This is a genomic window from Achromobacter marplatensis (assembly GCF_049060505.1).
GTDB lineage: Bacteria > Pseudomonadota > Gammaproteobacteria > Burkholderiales > Burkholderiaceae_B > Achromobacter > Achromobacter marplatensis_A.
The window spans coordinates 73527-99787 of record NZ_JBMGRB010000014.1; the positions used below are offsets into that span (position 1 = coordinate 73527).

Consider the following 26261-nt stretch of genomic DNA (forward strand, 5'->3'; position numbering starts at 1 on the left):
GGCGCCATCAGACGCGCCCGCCACGACACCGATTCGATAGGGGAAACACCATGAGTCCATTCCATCCCTGGCGCCGCGCGCTGCGCGCCATGTGCCTGGCCCTGACAAGCGCGGCGCTGCCGCTGGCCGCCCACGCCCAAGCCAACTATCCCGACCGCCCGCTGCGCATCGTGGTGCCCTTTACCGCCGGAGGCAGTTCCGACATCCAGGGCCGCCTGTTGGCCGAGCACCTGGGCAAGCTGTACGGCCAATCCGTCGTCGTGGAAAACCGGCCCGGCGCCGGCGGCCATATCGGCGGCAAATACGTGGCGGACTCCGGCCCGGACGGCTACACGCTGTTGTTGGGGTCCATCGGCCTGCATGCCACCTATGGCGTGTACAAGTCGTTGAACTACCGGCCCGCCCAGGATCTGAAGCTGATCACCATCGTGGCCGAAATGCCTCACGTCGTGGTCGCTACCCCCGGCTTGCCGGCCACGACGCTGGCCGAACTTACCGCGCTGGCCAAGGCCAAACCCGAGACGATCCACTTCGGCTCGGCCGGCGTCGGCTCGTCCGTGCATATGGTGGGCGAGCTCTACAAAATGGCCGCGCAGGCGCCCATCGTCCATATCCCGTATCGGGGCAGTTCCGCCGCCACCAACGATCTGCTGGGCGGGCAGATCGAACTGCTCTTCGAAAACGTGCCCACGACCATCGGCTACATCCAGGCCAATAAGCTCCGGGCGCTGGCGATCACGGGCGCCACGCGGTCGCCCGCGCTGCCCGACGTGCCAACCGCCGCGGAAGCCGGGCTGCCGGGTCTGACGGTCACGTCATGGACCACCCTGGCGGCCGGCCGCGACGTACCCGACGCCTTGATCGAAAAAATCAACGCGGACCTGCGGCGCGTCTATGCCGACCCGGCGTTCCGCGCAGGGCTGGAGAAACTGGGCATGACGCCGGTCGGCAACAGCCCCGCCGAAGCCCGCGACTTCGTCGAACGCGAACGGGCCCGCTGGAACAAGGTCATCGAAGCCGAACACATCACCGCCGGCTGACGCCGGGGCGCGGCGGCCTGCCGTCGCGCGCCTTCCCCACCCGGGCACCGCCCTTTTTTTTCCCACGAACACCATCCATGAACCGCATGATCGCCACGCCCGTCCCGTGCCGCCGCCTGGGCGCGCGCCCGCACCATCACTTCTTCGGCTACTACAACAAGACCGCATGGCATCGCGACGGCCGATACGTGCTGGGCAACCGCACGCCGATGATGGACGCGGTGCTGACGCCGGACCTGTATGCCGAGGTGGGCTACTTTGACCGCCAGAACGGTGACCGTTATCACGCCGTGGGCGGCACCACGGCGTGGAATTGGCAGATGGGCTGCCAATCGCAATGGCTGGACGGCGCGGCGTCGCCGCAGCTGATCTACAACTGCCGCAACGAAGACGGCAGCGGGTTTTATCCGGGCTTGCGCTCGGCGATCCACGACGTCGCGACCGGCCAAACGCGCTATCTGCCGCTGCCCATTTACGTGGCCGCCCCGAACAGCCGCTACGCGCTGTGCGTGGACTACCGCCGGCTCTACATCACGCACCAGACCATCGGCTACAGTGACCACGCCCCCACCGAAGTCGCCCTTGCGCCGGCCGACGATGGCATCCACACGCTTGACCTGGCCACCGGCGCGCACCGGCTGCTGGCCAGCTACGCCGACCTGCGCAACTTCCATCCCCGCGCCTCGATGGAACGGGCCATCCACTGGGTCAGCCACATTGAAGTGAACCCGTCATCGTCCCGCATCCTGTTCCTGCACCGCTGGACCGAACGCGTGGAAGACGAAACCTGTTTCCTGCATCGCCTGATCACCATGAACGCGGACGGCAGCGACATGCGGCTGCTGGAGTGCTCCGACCATCCGTTGCCGCAGCTGGCGGACGATTTCGATCCCACCGCCGTGGGCACCTTCGATTACGAAAAATCCGAATATCAGATTTCGCATCCGCTTTGGCGCGATGATCATTCCATCATCGTTTGGGGTCCGCATGCCGGCAGCATCCACTACCACCTGTATGAAGACGCGCCGGCGGGCCAGGTGCAGATCGTGGGCGAAGGCGTGCTGACCGAGAACGGACACATGAGCTTCTCGCCGGTCGATGCGCGCTGGCTGTTAAGCGACACCTATCCGGATGCCGCCACGCACGAACGCATCCTGTTTATCTACGACATGCAAACCGGCCAACGTCACGCGCTGGGCAGCTTCTATGCCGACCCGGGGTTGTCGAAGGAAAACCGCTGCGACCTGCATCCGCGCTGGAGCCGCGACGGCACGCAAGTCTGCATCGACTCCGTGCACGAAGGCGAACGGCAGATGTATGTGTTGGACGTCGCCGCGATCGTCCATGCGTGATGGACACGTCGCGGGCAGCGTTCGGTTGGCTAGCCTTCCGCCGGCTTGCTCTCCGAGGCAACCTGGCGCAATGCCTGTTCGAACGTGTCCGGCGGCTGCCCGCCCGACACCAGGTATTCGCCGTTGATGATCACCGATGGCACCGACGTGATGCCCAGCTTGCGCCATTCCTCCTCTTCCGCGCGCACGTCGTCGGCGTAGCGGCCGGTTGCCAGGACGTCGCGCGCGCCGGCCTCGTCCAGGCCGGCATCGCGCACCGCTTCGGCTAGCACGTCCGCGTCGCTGGTGTCGCGGTTCTGATAGTGATAAGTCCGCAGCAGGCTTTTCTTCAGCGCGATCTGTTCCGCCTGGCCCTGCAGGCCAGCCCAGTGGATCAGGCGATGCGCGTCGAACGTGTTGAAGGACCGGTTGTCATCGTCCATGCGCATGGGCATGTCGACGGCGGCGGCCCGTTCGCTGATGATCTTGCGGTTGGCCTGCACGCGTTCGCGGTCGTAGCCGTACTTGGCCATCAGGCGCTCGATGGTGTTCTGCCCGCCGGCAGGCATGTCGGGGTTCAGTTCGAACGGCCGGAAATGCAGTTCGACATCCGCCGTGCCTTCCAGCCGGCGCATCGCTTCCAGCAGCCCTCCCAGGCCGACCGCGCACCACGGGCAGGCGACGTCGGACACGAAATCGATCGTGAGCTTGGCCATGGTTTACTCCGAAAATAATTGTCGATATTCCAGAGAGTAAATCAAATCGCCGTATGCCCGGGCTAGCGCCCGCCGCCCATCGCCACCGCACGGAAGTCCCTCATCAGCGGCGGCCGGATCGTCGCGCGCCGGATCAGTGCATGCTGCGGCTCATCCGCGCCGACAACGCCGAATGGAAGAAGCGGCTGGACAGCGGCGCGGTTAGACTCGAAAGCCGAAACGCAGGCGGCCTGGACAGGCAGAGGAATTCCCCCGCCTATTCCAGGCCGCCGCGCGTCAGGCGTGTTAAGCGCGTTAACGCGCCTTAATTTCCTTAAGCGCCCTAAGTGCCTTAGGTGCCTTAAGCGCCTACGGGCTTACCGTCCTGACGGCGCACCACCACGGTCGCCGAACGCGCGTCGCCGCCGCCGGCCCGCACGGTGTTCCAGGCGCCGTTGGGATGCTGGATGTTGATGAAGAACGTCGTCAGGTCCGGCGTATACGCGATGCCGGTGATCTCGCAACCCAGCGGTCCCACCAGGAAGCGCTTGGACTCGCCCGTCTTCTGGTCGATGTAGTACATCGAGTTGTTGCCGAAGATGCTGGTGACGCTCGTGCCGGTGCCGGCATCGGTCTGCACCCACAGGCGTCCCTTCGGGTCCACGCGGATACCGTCAGGGCTGGAGAACTCGTCGCCCTTGATGTTGCCCGTGATGTTCGACGCCACGCCGTCGGCGGCGTCCTGCCCGGCCAAAAGCAGCAGTTGCCATTCGAACGTGGTGGCCAACGGCGAATTGCCGCGCTCGTTCCAGCGCACGATGTGGCCGTGGCGGTTGGTCTCGCGCGGGTTGGCCGCGCTGGTGCGGCGGCGGCTGCCGTTGTTGGTCAGCGTGCAATAGACCGTCTTGTCCACGCCCACCGTGATCCACTCGGGGCGGTCCATCAACGTCGCGCCCGCCACCCGGGCGGCGGCCTTGGTGTTGATCAGCACATCGGCCTGACTGTTGAAATCGATCAGCGTGTTGGTCGGGATGTCAGTGGGTGCCACCTGCGTGTAGTTGCCCGGATCGATGGCACCGACGATCAGGTTGTTCTTACCCACCGTCAGTTCCACCCAGTTGCCGCTGCCGTCATCGTTGAAGCGCGCCGCGTACAACGTGCCCTCGTCCAGCAGCGTGCTGTTATTGGCACGGTTGACCGGGTCATAGGGCTTGCTGGGCACGAACTTGTAGATGCAGCCCGGCGTGCCGTCGTCGCCCATGTAGAACGCCACGCGGTTGTTCTCGTCGACCATGAAGGCCGTGTTCTCGTGGTCGAAACGGCCCATCGCCGTGCGCTTGACGGCCGTCGAACCCGGGGTGCTGGGGTCGATCTCGACCACCCAGCCGTAGCCGGTTTCAGCCTGCGTGGGATCCAGATAATTGTCGGTCGTCTCTTCGCAGGTCAGGTACGTGCCCCACGGCGTATTGCCGCTGGCGCAGTTGTTCAGCGTACCCACGACGGTGGCGCCCACCACCGAAGCGGCCGGGCCGCCCACGTTATAGACGGTGTTGCCCGTATAGCGCTTGTTGTAGCGGGAATCCGTCTTGACCGCCCACTTGCCATCCTTGTCGCGCGCAATCTCGACGACCGACACGCCCACGTTGGACAGCCGGGTCTTCACCCCTTCGACGGAAACGTCCAGCGTGCTGGCGTCGAGGCTCTCGTGGTTCAACACCAGCAGGCCGCCCTGGTTGGGATCGACCCCATCCAGCGCGTAGAAGTGCATGCCGTCATGCTGCCCGCCAGCCTGCGTCTCGGTCGCCGGGTACGACTGCGGCACGCCCAGATAGCCCGTCGAGCCGATCACGCACTTGTCGCCAGCCGAATACAGCACTTCGGCTACGTAGCCTTCCGGAACCGTGACCGTGTCGGCAACGATCTTGTCGCCCAGCGGCTTGAACGTGACGGAGTAGTCGGGGCCCGGTTCGGGCGTCGGGGCGGGCGTCTCGGGGGTGGGTTGCTCAGGCGTCGGCGTCGACGCCGGATCGTCATTATCGTCGTCACTGCTACAGCCGGCCAAAGCCGACACGCCGAACACCGACAATACGGACAGCCCGAAGCTGTTCTTCAGCAACGTCCGGCGAGTCGGATTGGCGGCGACGATCTCGTCGAACATTTGGCCGGGAACGGTCACTTCCCCCCGGGCTTCACGGTAGGGCGCGCGCAATTTATCTGTAAGGTAGGACATCTCAGAGTCTCTTGGTTTGACGAAGGATCGGGCAAGCAATTTGTCAGCTGATTGAAAGTTCGCTGACGAACGGCTGAGAGATTACGAGACCGATGTGACAGACTTGAGACGTTCTGATGAATTCATTCCACAGGCAGATGCTGGCGCCCCGGGTCCAGAGTGTCAGTCGCCGCCCTGCGCAGGGCGCGGGCGCCGCGCCAATACCAACTTGTCGTTCTCGGCCGCCAGTTCGCGGTGCAACTCCCTCATTCTTTCCGATGGTATGCGCGCAGTCCGGGTGGGAGCGTACAACGCCACGGCCTCCGAAAGCAGGGTCAACGCAGAACCGCGAGGCGCATCGCCTTCTGCCAGGCTTTTGACGATCCGCTGCCGTGCCTCGTCCGGGAGTTTCTGTTTCAGTTGCATGGTCAGCGAGTCTCGCTCTGCGTGGGTAAGCGTCCGCGTGTCTCCCAAACCTCGCATGCTTCTCAGGAACTTACCATCCGGCAACGAATCCAGGGCGCGCCGCACCGTATCGTTCAACAACACTTCTCGCGACATGGGCGTATTTGGGCCGTGCGCAGCAAGCAGGCGGTCCAGACTGGCCTCCATCCGCGCGACTTGCCCCGCGACCGGCACGCCGTAATCTTGCCTGGCCATCTGGAAAAGACGACGGCATGTGGTCAACAGCTCGCGCTGCGCCGCCATTTGTCGCCGCTCAGCCCGCGCAGGGACTTCGAACGTTCTCCGCAATGAATGAAGAACGCTTTGGGTTCGCGGCATCGCAAACGTGTACAAAGCACGTAACGCGCGTGGCGCTTGGCCAAGCATCAGAACAAAGGTTTTCGCTTGCGCGCCGGCTGACTCGATCTTCGATCGAATCGTTCCCATGGCCCCCGGCGCTGCCTCCTTGCCTGTAGGCTTTGTCGTGTCCGGCTGCGCTGCGCGGAAGAAATTTGAAATCGCGTTCGGGACATTCACAGACATGTGGCACCAGAGGAGAGATAAGGGGCCAACTTAAGTCACCATTGCCGCCACCGGGTTCCGCACAATTTCGCGTTCCGTGCCTGGCCCAAGCACAAAACCGCATATTGCCCCGCATCAAGTGGCAGAATCATCTCTCGTTGCAGTCGGATCGCAACAATAGCGTCGAATTTCAACCAATCAACGCCGCCTTGCCACAGTGGCAATCGCTGCATTCTTGCTGCGAGCAGCCGCGCCCGCCCCCCTCTACCGCCTGACTTCTCATGCCTATCTTGCGCACCTACTTCATGAACAGGCTGGGCGACGACGAACTCCAGTCGTTGCTGAGCAAGCGCGACCACTTCTTCCTTGAAAATGTCCTGGATATGGATCGCACCCTGCAGCACGCCCAAGCGACGATCGCCAAGGCGGGGCTGACCAGCCGATTCGTGGACGAGCCCGCGAATCCGTTCTTGCACCTGCGTCACGACATCATCGGCGCAATTCCGCTCATCGGGCCGTTGTGGGTGTTGGGCTTGAGCGCAATCCGACTGGGTCGACCGGCCGCAGACGTCACGTTCAAGCGAACGGCCGCGCAATCCCTCAGCGTGATTTTCTCGCGCAAAGCGCGGCGCCTGGCCAAAGAGGCGATATAAGCCGAGCGCGGACCACTGCCCGCCTGGGCTCCGTCTAGCATTTTTGCAGCTTCGCGTTTTTTAGTGTTTCACCCGCGGAAAGCAAAAAGCCCCTGACTTCTTCCGAAGTCAGGGGCTTTCAAACATTCTTGGCGGACAGAGGGGGATTCGAACCCCCGATACGCTTTTGACGTATACACGCTTTCCAGGCGTGCGCCTTCAACCGCTCGGCCACCTGTCCTAATTGCTAACGTCGGGGTGGGTCAGAAACACCACTACGAAATTTGCGAATCCGCGATTCTAGCAGAATCCGGGCGGGCATCACAAGTGGGCAAAGAAAAAGGGACGCACTGGGCGTCCCTTCCGGCGCGCGGAGCCCTACGTCGCAGTCGGCGCTTCCTGTTCGCGATACGAGCTGACCGTGCCGTCGGGCTCGGTCTCTTCCAGCCTGACCTTGAAGCCCCACAGGCGGGCCAGATGCTTCATCACCTGCTCGGCATCGTCGCCCGCCAGCGGCCGGCCCCGGCTCTTCAGATGGCGCAACACCAGCGACCGATCCGAATCGCGGTTGAAGCGGACGACCTGGATGTCCGGCACCTGGTTATCGCGGTTGTGCTGGGCGGCCAGCAGGCGGCGGATGTCGCGGTAGCCCTCGTCGTTGTGGATGGCGGCCACTTCCAGCTTCGGATTCGACTGATGGTCCGAGATCGCGAAGAAGCGGAATTCGCGGATCAGGCGCGGCGACAGGTATTGCGAGATGAACGACTCGTCCTTGAAGTTGCGCATCGCGAAGTCCAGCGTCTTGCCCCAATCGCCGCCGGCGATGTCCGGGAACCACTTGCGGTCCTCGGGCGTGGGCGCCTCGCAGATACGGCGGATGTCCGACATCATGGCAAAACCCAGCGCATACGGGTTGATGCCGCCGTAGCCGCGCTCGTCGAAACCGCGCTGGCTGACCACGTTGGTATGGCTTTGCAGGAACTCCATCATGAAGCCGTCATCCACCAGGCCTTTCTCATGCAGGCGGTTCAGGATGGTGTAGTGCCAGAACGTGGCCCAGCCTTCGTTCATGACCTTGGTCTGCGACTGCGGGTAAAAATACTGGGCAACCTTGCGCACGATGCGCACGAGTTCCTTCTGCCAGGGCGCAAGCTTGGGCGAGTACTTCTCAATGAAATACAGCAGGTTCTCTTCGGGTTCGGGGGGGAACACCGAAGCCTCGGCGCGGGTGTCCTTGTCGGCTTCCAGACGCGGCAGCGTGCGCCACAAATCGTTGTATTGCAGCCGCGCATGTTCCTCGCGTTCGGCTTGGCGCGCGGCCTCGCCCTTGAACGACATGGGTGTCGGGCGCTTGTAGCGGTCCACGCCATGATGCGACAGCGCATGGCAGGAATCCAGCAGCGCTTCCACGGCATCGATGCCGTAGCGGTCTTCGCACGACATCACGTACTTGCGCGCGAAGACCAGGTAGTCCAGCACGCCGTCCGCGTCCGTCCATTGGCGGAACAGGTAGTTGCCCTTGAAGAACGAATTGTGCCCGTAGCAGGCATGCGCAATCACCAGCGCCTGCATCGTCATGGAGTTCTCTTCCATGAGGTACGAGATGCAAGGGTTGGAATTGATGACGATTTCGTATGCCAGTCCTTGCATGCCGCGACGGTAGTATTGCTCGTTGCGGATGAACTCCTTGCCATACGACCAGTGCGGATAGCCGATAGGCAAACCCGCCGACGCATAGGCGTCCAGCATCTGTTCCGAGGTGATGACCTCGATCTGGTTCGGGTAGGTGTCCAGCCCGAATTCCGCCGCGACCTTTGAGATCGCTTCGTCATAGGACTGGATCAGCTCGAACGTCCATTCGGAACCTTGGGAGATCGGCCGCGCGCCGCTGGCCGATTCCGGCTCCACGAGAGCACCCACGATGGCATTCATGCGGTCTCCTTCTTGAACAGGTCATGGAACACGGGGAAGATTTCGCCGCGGTCGCAGATGCGCCGCATGACGAAATGCGGCTCCAATTTCTGTTCATACTCGGCCCACAGGCTGCTCTTGCGAGCCTCTTGCGAGTCGGGGATTTCGATATAGGCGAAATAGCGTGTCGACGGCAGCAGATGCTCGGCCAGGAAACGCGCGCTCTTGCCCGCGTCCGCGCCAAACGAATCGCCGTCGCTGGCTTGCGCCGCGTAGACGTTCCACCCCGCGGGCGGATAGCGCTTTTCAAGGATCTCGCGCATCAACTCCAGCGCGGACAGCACGATGGTGCCGCCGCTCTTGGGGTCGTAGAAGAACGTCTGCTCGTCCACTTCCTCGGCGTTGTCCGTGTGGCGGATGAAGACCAGGTCCACGTGCTCGTATTTGCGCGACAGGAACAGGTACAGCAGCGTGAAGAAGCGCTTGGCCAGGTCCTTCTTGCCTTCGTCCATGGATCCGGACACGTCCATCAGGCAGAACATGACCGCTCGCGCCATCGGAATGGCAACCGACACACGGTTGCGGTAGCGCAGATCCAGATCGTCCAGGAACGGCACGCGCGCAAGGCGCTCGCGGCAGTCCTCGACGTCCTGCTCCAGTGTGCGGATCTCGGCGGCGGGCGCGCCCGCCGCACGCGCCTTGTCCAGCGCGGCCTCGGCATCTTCCAGATCGGCCCGCGCCTTCACGTTCAGCGCCACCCGCCGCGCCAAGGACGACTTGAGCGTGCGGCTGATGCTCAGCATGCTGGGCGAGCCGGTCGTGGTGTAGCCGGCGCGCTGCCATTTCTTCTGGCTGACTTCGCCCAGTTGGTTGCGCGCCAGGTGCGGCAGTTCCAGATCCTCGAAGAACAGGTTCAGGAATTCGGCCCGCGACAGGCTGAAGGTGAACTGGTCTACCGATTCGCCTTCACCCGGTTCGGAGCCGCCCTCGCCTTGCCCGCCCTGCGGCCGGTCGATGGTGTCGCCCTTGGCGAATTCCCGATTGCCAGGGTGCACCATCTCGCGGTCGCCGCCCGATCCGTGCCGGAATGTCGGCTCGGAAATATCCCGGGCGGGCAGGTTGATCTCTCCGCCTTGATCCATATCCTGAATCGAGCGGTCGCGGATCATCCCGTGAACCGCCTTGCGGATCTGGTCCTTGTAGCGCCGCAAGAAGCGCTCGCGATTGACGGCGCTTTTATTGCGCCCATTAAGACGGCGATCGATCAGTGAATTCATGATTCACCTCGCTCAGGAAGACTTCCTCACACGGAGATACCACTCGCACAGCAGGCGGACTTGCTTTTCCGTGTACCCCTTTTCCACCATGCGATCCACGAAACTCTGGTGCTTCGACTTGTCCTCGGCCGACGCCTTGGCGTTGAACGAAATCACCGGCAGCAGATCTTCCGTGTTCGAGAACATCTTCTTCTCGATCACTTCGCGCAGCTTTTCATAGCTGGTCCAGGTCGGGTTGCGGCCGTTGTTGTTGGCGCGCGCCCGCAGCACGAAGTTCACGATCTCATTGCGGAAGTCCTTCGGGTTGGCAATGCCTGCCGGCTTTTCGATCTTCTCCAGTTCGTCATTCAAGGCGCTGCGATCGAAGCTTTCACCGGTTTCAGGATCGCGGAATTCCTCGTCCTGGATCCAGCAGTCGGCAAACGTCACGTAGCGATCGAAGATGTTCTGGCCATACTCGGAATACGACTCCAGGTACGCCGTCTGGATTTCCTTGCCGATGAACTCCGCGTAGCGCGGCGCCAGGAAGCCCTTGATGAACTCCAGGTAGCGCCGGCGGATTTCCTCGGGGTAGTCCTCGCGGCCGATCCGCTGCTCAAGCACATACATCAGGTGCACCGGGTTGGCGGCCACTTCCGTCTGGTCGTAGTTGAAGACGCTGGACAGGATCTTGTACGCGAAGCGCGTCGACACCCCGTTCATGCCTTCGTCCGTGCCGGCGTAGTCTTTGTATTCCTGCAAGGCCTTGGCCTTCGGGTCCACGTCCTTCAGGCTTTCGCCGTCGTAGACGCGCAGCTTCGAATAGATGCTGGAGTTCTCGGGTTCCTTCAGACGGGTCAGCACCGAGAACTGCGCCATCATGTCCAGCGTTCCCGGCGCGCACGGGGCGGCCGACAACGAGCTGTGATGCAGCAGCTTTTCGTAGATGCGGACTTCTTCGGACACCTGCAGGCAGTAAGGCACCTTGACGATATAGATACGGTCAAGGAACGCCTCGTTGTGCTTGTTGTTGCGGAAGGTCTGCCATTCGGATTCGTTCGAGTGCGCCATGATCGCGCCGTTGAACGGAATCGCGGAGAAACCCTCGGTGCCCTTGAAGTTGCCTTCCTGGGTGGCCGTCAACAGCGGATGCAGCATCTTGATCGGGGCCTTGAACATCTCCACGAACTCAAGCAGCCCCTGGTTGGCCAGGCACAACCCGCCGGAATAGCTGTAGGCGTCCGGGTCGTCCTGCGAATGGCGGTCCAGCTTGCGGATGTCCACTTTGCCCACCAGCGACGAAATATCCTGGTTGTTCTCGTCGCCCGGTTCGGTCTTGGCGATGGCGATCTGGCGCAGCACCGACGGATTCAAGCGCACGACGCGGAACTGCGAGATGTCGCCGTCGAACTCCTTCAGCCGCTTGACGGCCCAGGGCGACATGATGCCGCTCAGGTAGCGCCGCGGAATGCCGTATTCCTTTTCAAGCGTGTCGCCGAAGCGTTCGGGGTGAAACAGCCCCAAAGGCGTTTCGTTGACGGGCGAACCCTTCAAGGCATAGATGGGATAGCTTTCCATCAAGGCCTTGAGCCGTTCCGCGATGGACGACTTGCCGCCCCCCACGGGCCCCAGCAGATAAAGGATTTGCTTGCGCTCTTCCAGCCCCTGAGCGGCGTGTTTGAAGAACGCGACGATCTGGCCGATCACGTCCTCCATGCCGTAGAACTCCTGGAACGCCGGATAGCGCCGGATGGTCCGGTTGGAAAACAAACGGGAAAGACGTGGGTCGTTGCGCGTATCCACGATTTCGGGTTCGCCGATCGCCGCCAGCATGCGCTCAGCGGGGCTGGCGTACGCCATGGGATCGCGTTTAGCAAGGTTCAGATATTCCTCAAGGGAGAGCTCTGACTCCTGCTCTTTTGCATACTGCGACTTGAAGCCTTCGACGATGTTTTGCACGGAAACCTCCTACAACACGCGAAAAATTCAGCACGTCCCTACGTGTCCCCATTGTGCCTCAGTGCCTACGCTTTACTAGACAAACCAGCGATAAGCATTTGCGGCCCGGTGTTATGTTGCTTTCGCCACACATCAACCATGAAGCACGATCGGGGCCCTTTCCATTTAGGCTGCATCCCGCGGACACAAGTTCCGTCAGGGAATGCAACTTACGTGAATAAGTTATCTCGCTTGCCTTCAGCATATTGCTATGGCCGGCACGCATGATGCGGCCGCACATGAAATGGTCAGCAATCATTTGAAGGGATGAGCGATATCCCGGTGGATTCTTATGATTCGGGCGTAAACCCGATGCGCCCGCTATGCGATGGCAGCGGACGGTCTGAACAACGCCTTGGCGTACCTGTTCAGCAGCGTGCCGGTTCGGTCGTAAAAAAGCGCCGATATCGCGGCACGGGAATCCGTGGTGACGAGGGCGCGTAGCACTGTTCGGTGAAGGCCGTTAGCACGTAGCGCCAAGTCATGTGCCTATGCTAAAGCCAATTGACCGTTTTGTGGCAATTCATTTGGCGCACCGCGAAAAATAGTGATGAGGGTTTTCGCCATGGAAACGACATGCGCGAATCGCTCGCAAACTTGATGCGATTGCCGCGGCACATGCGCCGCGAGGGCTTTAGGAAAGGCATTTCGCGCGGTTTCAACCGCACAATTGGCAGCCGCGCATGGCGAGTGCTATTACCCATGGCGCAAGCACGGATACTTCCTGCAAGCGTTGTCATCGACAAGAAACCAAGCCTTGTCGCCGACGATGGAAACACGCATCCCGACGCGCGCCGCGCTTTTTAAACACGCGACTTCAGCAAGAAGGCGGACCAGCAGGTACCAGCATCTGCCGTGCCATCCATGCCGGCGCGGGCGTCTTCGCACGGCGCCATCGCGCGGCGTCGCGCGGTGCCTCGCAGCGTCACGCGGGTCCAAGGTAGACCGGCGGGCGTAGAAACGAGTGGGGTGAAAAGAGAGATTCAGACGTCAGCGGGCAAGGCCACGCGCTGCGCCAATTGCCGCCAATTGCCCGGCACCCTGGCGCGCAGGCGCATGTCGGCGCCCAGCCGCGCGGCGTCGATGAATTCGTAGCGCTGGGCGGCATCCAGGTGCTCAAGCATGGGCAGGCGCACCATGCCCGCCGCGTCGCCCAGCAGCACGGGCGCCAGATACAGCAGCAGTTCGTCGACGCAGCCCGCAGCGACCAAGGCGCCGGACAAACCCGCCCCCGCCTCGACGTGGACTTCGTTGAACTGCTCTTGGGCGAACCAGCGCATCATCGCCGGGAGATCCACGCGGTCCGGCGCGTGCCCGGGCAGCAGCACCACGCGCGCGTTCTTGTCCGCCAGGCGCGCGGCCTTGGCGGCGTCTTCGCGGGCGGTAAAAATGATCACTTCCGCGCCATCAAACAACCGAGCGCCCTCCGGGATCTCGAAACGACCGTCCACCACGGCCTTGCGAGGCTGACGCGGCGTTTGCACCCCGCGCACATTGAGCTGCGGGTTGTCCTTCAGCACCGTGCCCATGCCGGTCAGCACCACGCAGCTGCGCGCACGCCAATGGTGCCCATCGGCGCGGGCCTCAGCGCCAGTGATCCACTGCGACATGCCGTTATGCAACGCGCTGCGGCCGTCCAGCGACGCCGCCATCTTCATCCACACCCAGGGCAGCGACCGGCTCATCCGAGAGATGAACCCCGCATTGATCGCCAGCGCCTCTTCGGCGCAGACGCCAGTCACGACCTGGATGCCGGCGTCACGTAAACGCGCCAGGCCCTGTCCGTTGACGAGCGGATTGGGGTCGCCGATGGCCACGACCACTCGCGCAGGTTTGGCGGCCAGCACGGCGTCCACGCAAGGCGGCGTGCGGCCGAAATGGCTGCAGGGTTCCAGCGTGACGTACATCGTCGCGCCTTCCACGGGTTCTTGCCGGGCCTGGGCGTCGCGCAGCGCGCGGATTTCGGCGTGCGGGCCGCCGGGCGGCTGCGTCGCCCCTTCGCCCAGCACGCGCCCGTCGCGCACGATGACGCATCCAACCCGGGGGTTCGGCGCGGTCGTGAACAGCACGCTCTCTGCCAGCGCCAGGGCGCGTCGCATCCAAAAGATATCGTCAGGGTGGCTTACGGTCGTCATGGCAGGAATTGTATGTCCGGCGGCGCGGCGCAGGGCGTAACGTGCCTTGACCAGGAGGGGTATGCTTCCTGCATGTCCGTTTTGGGCCGGTCGAGGTCTTTCGACGATCTCGCGGGCAGCTGAAATTCGCTTCAGAATGGCGCTGCACCCCCTGAAATCCTTGGCCTGGAGCCCGGAACATGAAACAAGCACTGATCGTCATCGACGTACAAGAGTCTTTCCGGCATCGTCCGTTTTGGGATGAAACCGAATATCCGGCGTTCCTGGCCAAGATCCAGGGACTGATCGACGCTGCGTCCGCCCAAGGCATCCCCGTCCTGCAGGTGTTCCACACCAGCAAGTCGGCCGACCCCGCCAACCCGTTCTCGCTGGCCTCTGGCCACGTCAAGACACTGGAAGCATTGCGCATCGCGCCCACCGCCGTGTTCCACAAAACGGTGCACTCGTCGCTATACGCCGAAAGCGCGGACGGCCACTCGCTGCATGACTGGCTGTGGGAAAACGGCATCGAAGGCATCATCGTCAGCGGCATCCGAACCGAACAATGCTGCGAAACGACGACGCGCCACGCCAGCGACGCGGGCTTCAAAGTCGTCTTCCCGACCGACGCCACGCTGACGTTCGCCATGCAAAGCCCGTCCGGCAAGCACTACACGCCAGCCGAGATCCGCGACCACACCGAGCTGGTGCTTCATGGCCGCTTCGCCCGCGTCACGCGCGCCGCCGACGCGCTGGCGGCCTGATCCCGGCCAGGAAGGCGCCATGATTCCCGTGTACTTCGTGCTGTCGCGGGGCATCGTCCTGCTGGACCTGGCGGGTCCCGCAGAAGCCTTCCGCGTCGCCAACAAGCTTTGTCCCGGCACGTTCGAGCAACACTTCTGCGGCCCTTCCGAGGCCGTGGAAAGCGGCATCGCCGGGCTGCACCTTGCCCATATACAGCCGCTGCCGACGGTGTTGCCCGCGCACGCGCTCGTTATCGTTTCCGGCGTAGTGGGCCAGCCCATCCGGCTGGAAAGCCCGGACGCCCACGCCATCATCGACTGGCTGGCGGTCCGCCATCCCGCTGACGGCTTCACGCTGATGACCGTGTGCGCCGGCGCGCTGTTCGCGGCCTCGGCCGGATTGACCCGGCAACGCGAGTGCACCACGCACCACTCCTGCCTGGCGCAGTTGACGGACATCGACCCCACCGCGCGCGTGCACGACAACCGGATCTTCGTCGAAGACGGCAACCTGGTCAGCAGCGCCGGCATCACGGCGGGCATCGATCTGGCGCTACACATGGTGGCGCGCCACTGCGGGCCGCGCACCGCCAGCGAGGTGGCGCGCGACATGGTCGTCTATCAACGGCGGGCCGGCACGGACGCCACCCTGTCGCCCTGGCTGGAACACCGCAGCCACCTGCATCCAGGCGTGCACCGCGTGCAGGACGCCGTCGTGCGCAATCCCGCCGCACCGTGGTCCGCGCAGTCGTTGGCGGACCAGGCGCACACCAGCGCGCGCCACCTGACGCGCCTGTTCCGCGAACACGCGGGCTGCACCCCGATGGACTACCTGTATCAGATACGCGTCGCACTGGCGCGCGACTTGCTGCGCGAAACCCGGCTGGACCTGGAGCGCGTGGCGGAAAAATCCGGGTTTGGCTCGGCGCAGCACATGCGCCGTGTGTGGCGCAAGTTCCAATCCCAGACACCCAGCCTGGCGCGGTCGTCATCAATGCCATGACGGCGCCGAAGCGCCGTCATCCGTTCTGCCATGCCAAGCCGGGCCGGCGCTATTCCTTGCGCAACTTGCCGGGCAGCAAAGGCCCCTGCATTTCCCGGATGGCTTCGACGAATTCGCCGATGTCCTCGAAGCTCTTGTAGACCGACGCGAAACGCACGTAAGCCACTTTATCCAGCTTGCGCAGCTCGGTCATGACCAGTTCGCCGATATGTTCAGTGGGCACTTCCCGCAGTCCGCTCGCCAGCAGTTGCTCTTCGATGCGCGCCACGGCGGCATCCACGTCCTCGGTGCTGACGGGCCGCTTGCGCAGCGCCAGGCTCAGGCTGGCCCGCAACTTGGCGGGATCGTATTCGCTGCGGCTGCCGTTGCGCTTGACCACGGAAGGCAAGGCAAGCTCGACCCGCTCATAGGTGGTGAACCGCTTGTCACAGGACAGGCAGCGGCGGCGGCGGCGGATGGCGTCGCCCTCTTCCGAGACCCGGCTGTCTACGACCTGTGTTTCGGCATTGCCGCAAAATGGACACCGCATGTGTGTTCCCTAAAGGCACGGATAGCAATAATTGAGCATATTGTAACGACGCGCTCCCGGGGAAGCGCCAATATGGCTAATTCGTCCCCATATCATGGACAGGCCCGGTCGAGGATAGCGCCTGCCGCCCGGAAAGCAAAGGGACGGCGCCTTGCGGGGCCGTCCCTTTGGTCTGGCCCCAGCGGCGGATAGCCTAGGGGCCGGGGGGTAGTGCTTTACTTCTTGCCGTAGACCGGCAGGCGCGACGTCAATTCGTTGACGCGGGCGCGCACGGCGGCGATGTTGGCTTCATCACGCGGATTGTCCAGCACGTCGGCGATCAGGTTGGCCGTCAGTTCAGCATCGGCTTCCGTGAAACCGCGGGTGGTCATGGCCGGCGTGCCGAGGCGGATGCCGCTGGTCACGAAAGGCTTTTCCGGGTCGTTCGGGATGGCGTTCTTGTTGACCGTGATGTGGGCCTGGCCCAACACGGCTTCCGCTTCCTTGCCCGTGATGCCCTTGGCGCGCAGGTCCACCAGCATGACGTGGCTTTCGGTGCGGCCGGAGACGATGCGCAGGCCACGCTTGACCAGCGTGTCGGCCAGCACTTTCGCGTTCTTGACCACTTGTTGCGCGTAATCCTTGAAGCCGGGTTCCAGCGCTTCCTTGAACGCCACGGCCTTGCCGGCGATGACGTGCATCAGCGGACCGCCCTGGATGCCGGGGAAGATCGCCGAGTTGACGATCTTCTCGAATTCGGCCTTCATCATGATGACGCCGCCGCGCGGACCGCGCAGCGACTTGTGCGTCGTCGACGTGACGAAGTCGGCGTGCGGGACCGGGTTGGGGTAGGCGCCGCCGGCGACCAGGCCCGCGTAGTGGGCGATGTCGACCATGAACAGCGCGCCGTTTTCACGGGCGATGCGGGCCATGCGCTCGAAATCGATGTGCAGGGCGTAGGCCGAGGCGCCTGCGACGATCAGCTTGGGCTTGTGCTCGCGGGCCAGTTGTTCGACTTGCGCGTAGTTCAGGACTTCGTTTTCGTCCAGGCCATACGAGATGAAGTTGTACAGCTTGCCCGATGCGTTGACCGATGCGCCGTGCGTCAGGTGGCCGCCTTCGGCCAGGCTCATGCCCAGCACGGTGTCGCCCGGCTTCAGCACGGCCATGTACACGCCCTGGTTGGCCTGCGAGCCCGAGTTGGGCTGCACGTTGGCGGCTTCGGCGCCGAAAATCTGCTTCAGGCGGTCGATAGCCAATTGCTCGACCACGTCCACGTACTCGCAACCGCCGTAGTAGCGCTTGCCCGGATAGCCTTCGGCGTACTTGTTCGTGAGCTGCGTGCCCTGGGCTTCCATGACGGCCGGGCTGGCGTAGTTCTCCGAAGCGATCAGCTCGATGTGCTGCTCTTGGCGAACGTCTTCCTTCTGGATGGCGGCCCAAACGTCCGGGTCAGCCTTGGACAAGGTGAGGTTGCGGTCAAACATGACGGGGGATTCCTGAGGCGGTAAGAGAGGAGAAAGCCGTGTCGGATGGGTAAACCCGAAGAATGCTGGATAGTTTACCGCGTCGGGCGGATTCAATTGCCGCCAAAATGCGTCGAAGCGGAGCAAAATACCGGCGATGGGCACGAAAACCACGCCAACGCGCCGTGCCCGGAAACCGCTCTCAATCCGACTTGAGAAACTTTCATGCAAACCGCCACCCTCATAACCTACTGGTTAGTAGCCGCGGCCGGCGTCGTCAGCCCGGCGCCGTGGCGAACGAAAAAAGGGCCGCGATAGCGGCCCTTCTTGATCGCTACCCTTGGCAGGCGCTACGCCTCGGTGGTTCCGATCTGCTTGGGTGCCAGCTTTGGATTCAGCGTGTAGGTACCCGTGACTGAAGCCTGGGCCAGCACGTGCTTCTGCATGGCGCGCAGCGCGTCCTCGCCGGTGAAGGACCCGTTCAGGTTCAGGCTATGCACGTCCAGCGCATACAGCGTGAAGACGTAACGATGCACGATCGAATCGTTCCAGGGCGGGCACGGGCCGTCGTAGCCGAAGTAGTCGCCGCTCATGTCGTGGTCGTTGGCGAACCACGAGGAATACGAGTTGATGCCCTGGCGCGCGTCCATCGGCGCCAGCGGGCCACCCTTGCCGCGCGGCGTGATGCCGTTGGAGAATGCGCCTTCATCGATTTCGCGCATGTCGGCGGCCAAGTCCACCAGCACCCAGTGGAAGAAATCCACGCGGGGCAGGTCGGCCGGGACTTCGCGGCCTTCCTGGTTGACGTCGTCGGGCCGCGAGGGCACGTCCGGATCGTGGCAGATCAACGCAAACGACTGCGTTCCCGGCGGGACGTCGTCCCACGAAAACTGCGGGTTGTAGTTGTCTGCCAGCGCGACGTGCGATTGCGCATCGATTTTGCCGAAGGCGTAGCGTTCGGGGATCGACTCGTGATCGGAAAAAGACAAACTCGAAAGTTTCATGTCGTGCTCCTTGAAGTGCCGCAAAGGCTTGCCGCCCCTGCCTGTACCCTCAGCGTATCAAAACTTCGCAATTATGGGTTCAAGTTAACACGCGCGAACTTGCGCTTGCCCACCTGAACCACATAGGTGCCAGCCGGCAATTGCAACGATTTATCTTCGACGCGATCGCCGTTGACCCGCACGCCGCCCTGCTCCACATTGCGCTGGGCTTCGGACCCCGATGCGACCAGGCCCGCTTCGCGCAGCAGCTTCAGGATGCCCACCGGCGCACCGCCGATATTCACTTCCGGCATGTCTTCCGGAATGGCGCCATCGCGAAAACGCGCCTCGAAGGACGCCAGCGCATCGTCGGCCGCGCGGGCGGAGTGGAAGCGCGTGATGATTTCCTGAGCCAGCATGACTTTGGCATCACGCGGGTTGCGACCGCCATCGGTCTCTTGCTTGAGGGCCGCGATGTCTTCCAGGGAACGGAACGACAGCAACTCGAAGTAGCGCCACATCAGCGTGTCGGAAATCGACATGAGCTTGCCGAACATCGAATCGGGCGACTCCGAAATGCCGATGTAGTTGCCCTTCGACTTAGACATCTTCTCGACGCCGTCCGTGCCCACCAGCAACGGCATCGTCAGAATGCACTGCGGCTCTTGGCCATACTCCTTTTGCAGCTCGCGCCCGACCAGCAGGTTGAACTTCTGATCGGTGCCCCCCAGCTCCAGATCGGACTTCAGCGCCACCGAGTCATATCCCTGCATCAGCGGATACAGGAATTCGTGCACCGAAATCGGAATCCCGCCCTTGAAGCGCTTGGTGAAATCCTCGCGCTCCATCATGCGGGCCACGGTGTAGCGCGACGCCAGCTGGATCATGCCGCGGGCGCCCAGCGGATCGCACCACTCGGAGTTGTAACGGATCTCGGTGCGGGCCGGATCCAGCACCAGGCTGGCCTGCGCGTAGTAGGTCTTGGCGTTGGACTCGATCTGCTCGCGCGTCAGTGGGGGACGGGTGCTGTTGCGGCCGCTGGGATCGCCGATCGTGGAGGTGAAATCGCCGATCAGGAAGATGACGTTATGGCCCAGGTCCTGCAACTGGCGCATCTTGTTCAGCACCACGGTGTGGCCCAGGTGGATGTCCGGCGCAGTGGGATCCAGCCCCAGTTTGATGCGCAGGGGCACGCCGGTCGCGCGGCTCTTGGCCAGCTTGCGGGCGAACTCGGACTCGACCAGCAACTCGTCGCAGCCGCGCTTGGCTATACGCAGATCGGCTTCGACTTCGGGAGTGATAGGGGCTTCAGAGGATGACATGGCAGGGGGACCAACGCGGCTTCAGCCGACAAAAAGGTGTAAAAGGTGACGAAAACTATCGAAAATTCTAGCCGAATCAGCTAGGATACCGCCCAATCATACGCAACTGCTATCTATACGCAGTTCGCAGTTGCGGTTCAGCCTACCACCCGTTGTTCACAAGATGCGCCCGCGCCAGCAGCCCTGCCCCCGATTTCGTGGCGCGCAAGGGCCGTTCGTATTGCGCACCCTGCGAGCTCAAGCCACCTGAGAGGGTATCTTCACGATGAATCGTGGCCTCCACGAACTGGCGAGTAGCATCAAGCGCAAAGTTGCTGCCCTGTTTGCGCCCGTTGAACCCAAGCCCCATCGCTCGGGTCTTTTCAGCCGCACTCTTCTCGTCTCCGCTATCGGTCTGTTTGCTGGCGCCGCCGCCCTCGGCATGGTCCAGCAACCCGACCGCACTGAACTCCCGCCGTCCCGCATCATCCAGAGCGTTCTGCCGCTGACCGCCGAACAAGTCGAAGTCAGCAGCCCCAGCGCCGCGCCGTACATCAGCGAAACCCGCATCCGTGCCGGCGACACGCTGGCCGCCGTGCTGCAACGCCTGGAGCTGGACGCCCCGAATCTGCAAACCTTCCTGACGCACGAAGCCAGCGCCCGCAGCATCTATAAGCTGTACCCGGGCCGCTCCGTCCAGGCCGCGACGGATGACCAGGGCAACCTGATCTGGCTGCGCTACATCCACACCCCCGGCAACGAAACCGACGGCCAGGTCGTGACGCGCATGCTGCACGTCGCGCCGTCCGGCGACAGCTACAAAGCCGAGGAAGTCACCGAAAGCACCGATCGCCAGACCCGCGTCGCCGTGGGCACGATCAAGTCGTCGCTGTTCGGCGCCACGGACGCCGCCGGTATTCCGGATTCGGTCACCATGCAAATGGCCGACATCCTCAGCGCCAAGATCGACTTCCTGCGCGACCTGCGCCAGGGCGACCAATTCCGCGTGGTCTACGAAGTGCGCTCGCACGACGGCCGCTACGCCGGCGCCGGTCGCGTGCTGGCCCTGGAATTCATCAACGGCGGCAAGACCTACAGCGCGGTCTGGTTCAGCCCCGACGAAAAAAGCGGTTCGTACTACGACTTCGACGGCACCAGCCTGCGCGGCGCGTTCCTGCGCACCGCCTTGAAGTTCAGCCGCATCAGCTCGACGTTCGGCATGCGCATGCATCCCATCCACAAGACGTGGACGGGCCACAAGGGCGTGGACTACGCCGCGCCTTCGGGCACGCCGATCCACTCCACCGCGGACGGCACGGTCGAGTTCTCGGGCTGGCAGAACGGCTACGGCAACGTGGTCATCGTGAAGCATCACGGCAAGTACTCGACGCTGTATGCCCACCAAAGCCGCATCGCCGAAGGCATCACCAAGGGCTCGAAGATCTCGCAAGGCCAGTTGCTGGGCTATGTCGGGTCCACCGGCTGGGCCACCGGCCCGCACCTGCACTACGAGTTCCGCGTGGACAATCAGCCGATCGACCCGCTGTCGGTCGACCTGCCCGTTGCCCGTGCCCTGGAACCCGCGGAAGTGCGCGCGTTCAACCAGGCCGTGGCGCCGTACAAGCAACAGATCCAGCTGCTGACCGAGTTCCAGCAGACGCTGCCCGACGCCCTGACCAACGTGGCCAGCCGCTAACCGGCCCGCCGCAACAAAACGTCCCCAAAGGCGGCCCGCGCAGATTCTGCCGGCCGCCTTTTTTCTTTCCGAGGCGCCTGTGAATTCCTCCGCTCCCCGCCCGCAGGGCAATCCCGCCCTGTATATCGGCTTGATGTCCGGCACCAGCGTCGACGGCGTCGACGGGGTGCTTGTGCGCCTGGACGCCGGCCAGCCGCCGCAGGGTTTGGCCAGTGCCAGCCTGCCCATGCCCGAGAACCTGCGCCGCGAACTGCTGGCGCTGAATCTGGCCGGCAACGACGAGTTGGCGCGCGCCGCCCTGGCTGCGAATGCGCTGGCGCGGTTGTACGCCCAGGCGGTCGCCGCCCTGCTGCGGGATGCGGGTGTCCCGGCCAGCGCCGTGACCGCCATCGGCGCGCACGGCCAGACGGTGCGCCACCGGCCGGACAGCGGCTATACCGTGCAACTCAATGCCCCCGCCCTGCTGGCGGAATTGGCCGGCATCGATGTGGTGGCGGACTTTCGCAGCCGCGACGTAGCCGCCGGCGGCCAGGGCGCGCCGCTGGTGCCGCCATTTCATGCCGCGATTTTCGGCGCGGCGCATGGCCGCGCCGTGCTCAACCTGGGCGGCATCGCCAACGTAACGCTGCTGGCGCCCGGCCAACCGGCCCGAGGGTTCGATACCGGCCCGGCCAACGTGTTCCTGGACGCATGGTGCCAGCGCCATCTGGGGCAGCCCTATGACGCTGGCGGCCGCTGGGCAGCCACGGGACAGGTGGTGGCGCCGCTGCTGGAGCAACTGATCGCCAGCGAGCCCTGGTTTGCGCTGCCGCCTCCCAAGTCCACCGGCCGCGACCTGTTCAACTTGCAATGGCTGGACGACCGGCTAGCGGCATTCGACGGCCCGAAGCCGGCCCCCCAGGACGTACAGGCGACACTGCAGCGCCTGACCGCCAGGACCGTCGCCAACGCCATCGATGCGGCGGCTGCGGGCACGCAAGAGGTATTCGTATGTGGTGGCGGCGCCTACAACGCCGGGCTGATGCGGGAACTGGCGTACTGCCTGCAGCGCCCGGTGCAGCCCACCGACGCGCTGGGCGTGCCCGCGCAGCAGGTAGAGGCGCTGGCATTCGCCTGGTTGGCGCAAGCCTTTGTGGAACGCCGGCCCGCCGGCTTGCCAGCCGTCACCGGCGCCCGCGGCGCCCGGATCCTGGGTGCGCTATACCCCGCCTGAAACCGGGTCGCGCAGCGCTGGCATGGCGGAAGGCGGCCCCATGCAAAAAGCCCTTCGGCATGCCGAAGGGCTTTTCATTTTCCTGCTTCGGCGATTACACCGAGAACGAGGAACCGCAGCCGCAAGTGGTGCTGGCGTTGGGATTGCGGATGACGAACTGCGCGCCTTCCAGGTCTTCCTTGTAGTCGATTTCCGCGCCGACCAGATACTGGAAGCTCATCGGATCAACCAGCAATTGAACACCGGCCTTGTCCAGCACGGTGTCGTCTTCGTTCACGACTTCGTCGAACGTGAAGCCGTACTGGAAGCCCGAACAGCCGCCACCCTGGACAAACACGCGCAGCTTCAGCTCGGGGTTGCCCTCTTCGGCCAACAGGTCCTTCACTTTGGCGGCGGCCGAGTCAGTAAATACCAAGGGAGCAGGCGGGGCGGCCTGGAGGTCGACGGTTTCGGTTACTGCATTCATGGTTCACTCCTGGCCGGATCGGCCATATTTCGGTGAGCGGCAACGGCGCTCGCATAGTGTCACTATAGCCCAGGGCTTGACTAGACTCAAAGTTCCAGTTTGATACTGCGCGATGCCCGGACGGTATCCCCTTCCAACACGCTGACCGTGACGCTTTCGGGGACAAAACCCTCGGGCACGGCCAACAGGCCCTGGCTGCGCTGATATTGATCGAATTGCAGGGCCAGGGACGCCGCCGTGGTGGATTCGCCCGTGGCGGTGACCGGCCCGGCTTCGGCTTTGACTTGCAGGGGCGCCAGGTCGACGGTTACGGTCTCGCCCTTCAGGATGCCCGTGGCCTGGAACCGCAGCGCGCCCGCGAAGGGCGAGCCGCCGTTGCGGCCGCTGCGCATCAGCAGCACCTTGTAACGCAAGCCCCCGCCGTCGCGGTCGATCTGCACCCCCCGGATATCCACCGAACCTTCCGGGCCGGGAGGCAGCAATTGTTCATAGAAAGCCAACTGGTCGCGCACCCGGCCGACTTCGGCCTGCACGGCGCGCAGTTGCGTTTCAAGTTCCTGGCGGGCCGCGCGCTCGATCACGAGTTCGCCATCCGCGGTATCCAGCTGGCCCTGCGTGTAGCGTAGCTGTGCGGCCTGCTGGCGCATGGCCTCTTGCTGGGCGTCGGCTTGGGCCGCGCTGATTACGACGGCATCCTGCGGCAGGGCTTGCCGCTGGGCATGGAAATACCCCGCGACGCCCCCTAGCAGCACGCCGATCAGCAGCCCGGCCGCCACGCGCAGCAGCCCGCCGGCGGGGCGGGATTGCGGGGTGGCGGAAGAGTCAGCGGACATAAGGCGCGTAGACGGGCAGCGGCCAGGGCCGGCTGCCCGATCCAGGCATCACGGCAGGATCGCGACCTGATCCAGCCCGGTCGATTCCGGCACCCCGAACATCAGGTTCATGTTTTGGACCGCTTGGCCGGCGGCGCCCTTGACCAGGTTGTCTTGCACGACCAGAACGATCAGTTGGTCGCCGTTGCCGGGGCGGCTGAGTGCGATGCGCAGGTTGTTCGACGCGCGCACCGAACGGGTTTCAGGCAGGCTACCGGCCGGCATCACGTCCACGAAGGGCTCGTCGGCGTAGCGTTGCTCGAACAACGCCTGGAAGTCCGTATCGCGGGCTTCCGGCAGGATGCGGGCGTAGATCGTGGAGAACATGCCGCGGATCATCGGCACCAGGTGCGGCACGAAGGTCAGGCCGACCTTGCCGCCGGAGATCTTTTCCAGCTGGGCGACGATTTCCGGATGGTGGCGGTGCCCGGCCACGCCGTAGGCCTTGAAGTTGTCCGAGGCTTCCGAGAACAACGACCCCACTTCCGCCTTGCGGCCAGCGCCAGACACGCCCGACTTGCAGTCGGCGATCAGGGTTTGCGCATCGACCAGCGCCTTGCCACCTTCCAGCAGCGGGGCCAGGCCCAGCAGCACGGTGGTGGGATAGCAGCCGGGGTTGCCGATGACGCGCGCCTTGGCAATGGCTTCGCGGTTCAGTTCCACCAGGCCGTACTGGGATTCGGCCAGGATGTCCGGGCAGGTGTGGGGAATCTTGTACCAGCGCTCGAAGGTCGGGATGTCTTGCAGGCGGAAATCGGCGGCCAGATCGATGACGCGGGTGCCCGCGGAGATCAGTTCCTGGGCCTGCGCCATCGCCACGCCGTGCGGCGTCGCGAAGAACACCACGTCGCAGTCGGTCAGCGACGCTTTTTCCGGCGCCGAAAAGGCCAGGTTCACGCGGCCGCGCAGGTTCGGATACATATCAGCCACCGGCAGTCCGTCTTCCTTGCGGGACGTGATGGCGGTCAATTCCACATTGGGATGCTGCGACAGCAAGCGCAGCAGCTCGACGCCGGTATAACCGGTGCCGCCGACGATACCAACCTTGATACGGGTGTTCGATGCTTGGGCCATGATGGATATGAACTCTTCGTAGGACGAAAACAGATTGTATCGCCCGGAGGATACAGGGTTGCCTCACGACCGGCGGGACCGCGCAGCAACCTGATTTCATCCGACCGACAGACAGGCGCGAAGTTCCGCGCCGGACAGGTGGCGCCGCCATGCGCCGCTTGGCGCCACTATGCCGAAATGGCCGACAGCGCCCTCAACTCTTCAAGCAAGCGGGCGGATGGCCGCTCCAGCACTTTGTTCTGGATATCGAACACTACGGACTTGATCAGATCCGTCTTGTTCAGCGATGTGCTCGCTTCCAACCTGCGGATGTCTTCCGTGACTCTAGCGGGCACCTTCATCGACAGGCGACGGCGCGCCGCGCCGCGCTTTTCGGGAAACGTGGCCACTGCCTGCTCGAATGCGGCCCTCAACAGCTCAGGGGCACCCGCATCGTTCGCCGCCTTGTGCATGAAATAAGTCAGCAGTACCCGCCGGAAATCGGTGGAGGCGCGGTGATCAATCGTATGCACCGCGTAGTCCAGGATATCCACGTATACCGCAGGCAGGTTCGTTTCAATGGACTCCAGCGCTTGCTTGCGCGCCTTGCTGATTGCGGGGGTGGACTGTGCGGGAATGGACACCGTGCCGCCGCATTGGCCGCAAACGCCGACCAGGATATTCCTGACCGTGCCCGACCCGTCGCTGAACGGAACGTCGCGACGAACGAACGCCGTCGAGACCAACGCGGCGCAATCGTGGCAGAACGCCTGGCTACGATCGCCTTCCTGGAAAATTTTCATGA

24 protein-coding genes and 1 tRNA gene are annotated in these 26261 nt (G+C 63.6%); 8 read left to right on the forward strand and 17 right to left on the reverse strand.

Annotated features, from left to right (window positions below):
* Positions 1-50 precede the first annotated feature (50 nt).
* A complete protein-coding gene (locus tag ACI0FO_RS27270; RefSeq protein WP_416031737.1) occupies positions 51-1040 on the forward strand; it encodes a Bug family tripartite tricarboxylate transporter substrate binding protein in 990 nt (329 codons plus the stop codon).
* Between the two features lie 77 nt (positions 1041-1117).
* Positions 1118-2392 carry a hypothetical protein gene (locus ACI0FO_RS27275; protein WP_416031738.1) on the forward strand — a complete coding sequence of 425 codons (1275 nt, stop codon included), beginning with the start codon at positions 1118-1120 and terminating at the stop codon, positions 2390-2392.
* A 29-nt stretch (positions 2393-2421) separates the two neighbouring features.
* On the opposite strand, the gene ACI0FO_RS27280 is transcribed toward ACI0FO_RS27275, so the two are convergent.
* The 3 genes from ACI0FO_RS27280 to ACI0FO_RS27290 form a co-directional block, all read right to left on the reverse strand.
* On the reverse strand, positions 2422-3087 hold the full coding sequence (locus ACI0FO_RS27280; protein ID WP_416031739.1) for a DsbA family oxidoreductase: 666 nt from the start codon (positions 3085-3087) through the stop codon (positions 2422-2424).
* A gap of 340 nt (positions 3088-3427) precedes the next feature.
* Complete coding sequence (locus ACI0FO_RS27285; protein ID WP_416031740.1) at positions 3428-5296, reverse strand: PhoX family protein; 1869 nt, start codon at positions 5294-5296, stop codon at positions 3428-3430.
* Between the two features lie 162 nt (positions 5297-5458).
* Entirely contained in the window at positions 5459-6262 is an 804-nt protein-coding gene (locus ACI0FO_RS27290) for a hypothetical protein (RefSeq protein WP_416031741.1), read from the reverse strand.
* Positions 6263-6522: 260 nt separating this feature from the next.
* On the opposite strand from ACI0FO_RS27290, the gene ACI0FO_RS27295 reads away from it, so the two are divergent.
* Positions 6523-6894 (forward strand): hypothetical protein, encoded by a 372-nt coding sequence (locus tag ACI0FO_RS27295; RefSeq protein ID WP_416031742.1) that lies wholly within the window; start codon positions 6523-6525, stop codon positions 6892-6894.
* A 129-nt stretch (positions 6895-7023) separates the two neighbouring features.
* On the opposite strand, the gene ACI0FO_RS27300 is transcribed toward ACI0FO_RS27295, so the two are convergent.
* The 4 genes from ACI0FO_RS27300 to ACI0FO_RS27315 form a co-directional block, all read right to left on the reverse strand.
* Positions 7024-7114: transfer RNA gene (locus tag ACI0FO_RS27300), tRNA-Ser, on the reverse strand.
* A gap of 137 nt (positions 7115-7251) precedes the next feature.
* The gene (locus ACI0FO_RS27305) at positions 7252-8805 is read right to left on the reverse strand and encodes a SpoVR family protein (RefSeq protein ID WP_105559293.1); all 1554 of its coding nucleotides are present in this window, start codon (positions 8803-8805) and stop codon (positions 7252-7254) included.
* Positions 8802-10061, reverse strand: coding sequence for a YeaH/YhbH family protein (locus ACI0FO_RS27310; RefSeq protein ID WP_416031743.1), 1260 nt, complete (start codon positions 10059-10061; stop codon positions 8802-8804). Before ACI0FO_RS27310 ends, ACI0FO_RS27305 begins: the two co-directional genes overlap by 4 nt.
* Before the next feature lie 12 nt (positions 10062-10073).
* Positions 10074-11990 (reverse strand): PrkA family serine protein kinase, encoded by a 1917-nt coding sequence (locus tag ACI0FO_RS27315; RefSeq protein ID WP_369868742.1) that lies wholly within the window; start codon positions 11988-11990, stop codon positions 10074-10076.
* A gap of 624 nt (positions 11991-12614) precedes the next feature.
* Here ACI0FO_RS27315 and ACI0FO_RS27320 point away from each other — a divergent pair.
* Positions 12615-12845: a hypothetical protein gene (locus ACI0FO_RS27320; protein ID WP_416031744.1), complete on the forward strand. Its 231-nt coding sequence runs from the start codon at positions 12615-12617 to the stop codon at positions 12843-12845.
* 176 nt (positions 12846-13021) lie between these two features.
* On the opposite strand, the gene ribD is transcribed toward ACI0FO_RS27320, so the two are convergent.
* Positions 13022-14137 (reverse strand): bifunctional diaminohydroxyphosphoribosylaminopyrimidine deaminase/5-amino-6-(5-phosphoribosylamino)uracil reductase RibD, encoded by a 1116-nt coding sequence (gene ribD, locus ACI0FO_RS27325; RefSeq protein WP_416031745.1) that lies wholly within the window; start codon positions 14135-14137, stop codon positions 13022-13024.
* 215 nt (positions 14138-14352) lie between these two features.
* Between ribD and ACI0FO_RS27330 the strand changes: the two genes are divergently transcribed.
* Positions 14353-14916 carry an isochorismatase family protein gene (locus ACI0FO_RS27330; protein ID WP_416031746.1) on the forward strand — a complete coding sequence of 188 codons (564 nt, stop codon included), beginning with the start codon at positions 14353-14355 and terminating at the stop codon, positions 14914-14916.
* A 19-nt stretch (positions 14917-14935) separates the two neighbouring features.
* Positions 14936-15898, forward strand: coding sequence for a GlxA family transcriptional regulator (locus tag ACI0FO_RS27335; protein WP_416031747.1), 963 nt, complete (start codon positions 14936-14938; stop codon positions 15896-15898).
* 49 nt (positions 15899-15947) lie between these two features.
* On the opposite strand, the gene nrdR is transcribed toward ACI0FO_RS27335, so the two are convergent.
* The 5 genes from nrdR to ACI0FO_RS27360 form a co-directional block, all read right to left on the reverse strand.
* On the reverse strand, positions 15948-16427 hold the full coding sequence (gene nrdR, locus ACI0FO_RS27340) for a transcriptional regulator NrdR (protein ID WP_183014747.1): 480 nt from the start codon (positions 16425-16427) through the stop codon (positions 15948-15950).
* Between the two features lie 215 nt (positions 16428-16642).
* A complete protein-coding gene (gene glyA / locus ACI0FO_RS27345) occupies positions 16643-17893 on the reverse strand; it encodes a serine hydroxymethyltransferase (RefSeq protein ID WP_416031748.1) in 1251 nt (416 codons plus the stop codon).
* Between the two features lie 329 nt (positions 17894-18222).
* The gene (locus ACI0FO_RS27350; protein WP_105559301.1) at positions 18223-18876 is read right to left on the reverse strand and encodes a YbhB/YbcL family Raf kinase inhibitor-like protein; all 654 of its coding nucleotides are present in this window, start codon (positions 18874-18876) and stop codon (positions 18223-18225) included.
* A 71-nt stretch (positions 18877-18947) separates the two neighbouring features.
* On the reverse strand, positions 18948-20177 hold the full coding sequence (tyrS, locus tag ACI0FO_RS27355) for a tyrosine--tRNA ligase (protein WP_105559302.1): 1230 nt from the start codon (positions 20175-20177) through the stop codon (positions 18948-18950).
* 142 nt (positions 20178-20319) lie between these two features.
* A complete protein-coding gene (locus ACI0FO_RS27360; RefSeq protein ID WP_416031789.1) occupies positions 20320-20610 on the reverse strand; it encodes a hypothetical protein in 291 nt (96 codons plus the stop codon).
* On the opposite strand from ACI0FO_RS27360, the gene ACI0FO_RS27365 reads away from it, so the two are divergent.
* A complete protein-coding gene (locus tag ACI0FO_RS27365; protein WP_416031788.1) occupies positions 20497-21852 on the forward strand; it encodes a M23 family metallopeptidase in 1356 nt (451 codons plus the stop codon). The genes ACI0FO_RS27360 and ACI0FO_RS27365 overlap by 114 nt on opposite strands.
* Before the next feature lie 79 nt (positions 21853-21931).
* On the forward strand, positions 21932-23065 hold the full coding sequence (locus tag ACI0FO_RS27370) for an anhydro-N-acetylmuramic acid kinase (protein WP_416031749.1): 1134 nt from the start codon (positions 21932-21934) through the stop codon (positions 23063-23065).
* A 94-nt stretch (positions 23066-23159) separates the two neighbouring features.
* On the opposite strand, the gene erpA is transcribed toward ACI0FO_RS27370, so the two are convergent.
* The 4 genes from erpA to ACI0FO_RS27390 form a co-directional block, all read right to left on the reverse strand.
* Entirely contained in the window at positions 23160-23531 is a 372-nt protein-coding gene (erpA, locus tag ACI0FO_RS27375; RefSeq protein ID WP_006388644.1) for an iron-sulfur cluster insertion protein ErpA, read from the reverse strand.
* A gap of 86 nt (positions 23532-23617) precedes the next feature.
* Positions 23618-24364, reverse strand: coding sequence for a DUF6776 family protein (locus ACI0FO_RS27380; protein WP_416031750.1), 747 nt, complete (start codon positions 24362-24364; stop codon positions 23618-23620).
* A 48-nt stretch (positions 24365-24412) separates the two neighbouring features.
* The gene (gene argC, locus ACI0FO_RS27385) at positions 24413-25477 is read right to left on the reverse strand and encodes an N-acetyl-gamma-glutamyl-phosphate reductase (protein WP_416031751.1); all 1065 of its coding nucleotides are present in this window, start codon (positions 25475-25477) and stop codon (positions 24413-24415) included.
* Positions 25478-25644: 167 nt separating this feature from the next.
* Positions 25645-26259, reverse strand: a complete 615-nt coding sequence (locus ACI0FO_RS27390; protein ID WP_416031752.1) for a hypothetical protein — start codon at positions 26257-26259, stop codon at positions 25645-25647.
* Between the last annotated feature and the right edge of the window lie 2 nt (positions 26260-26261).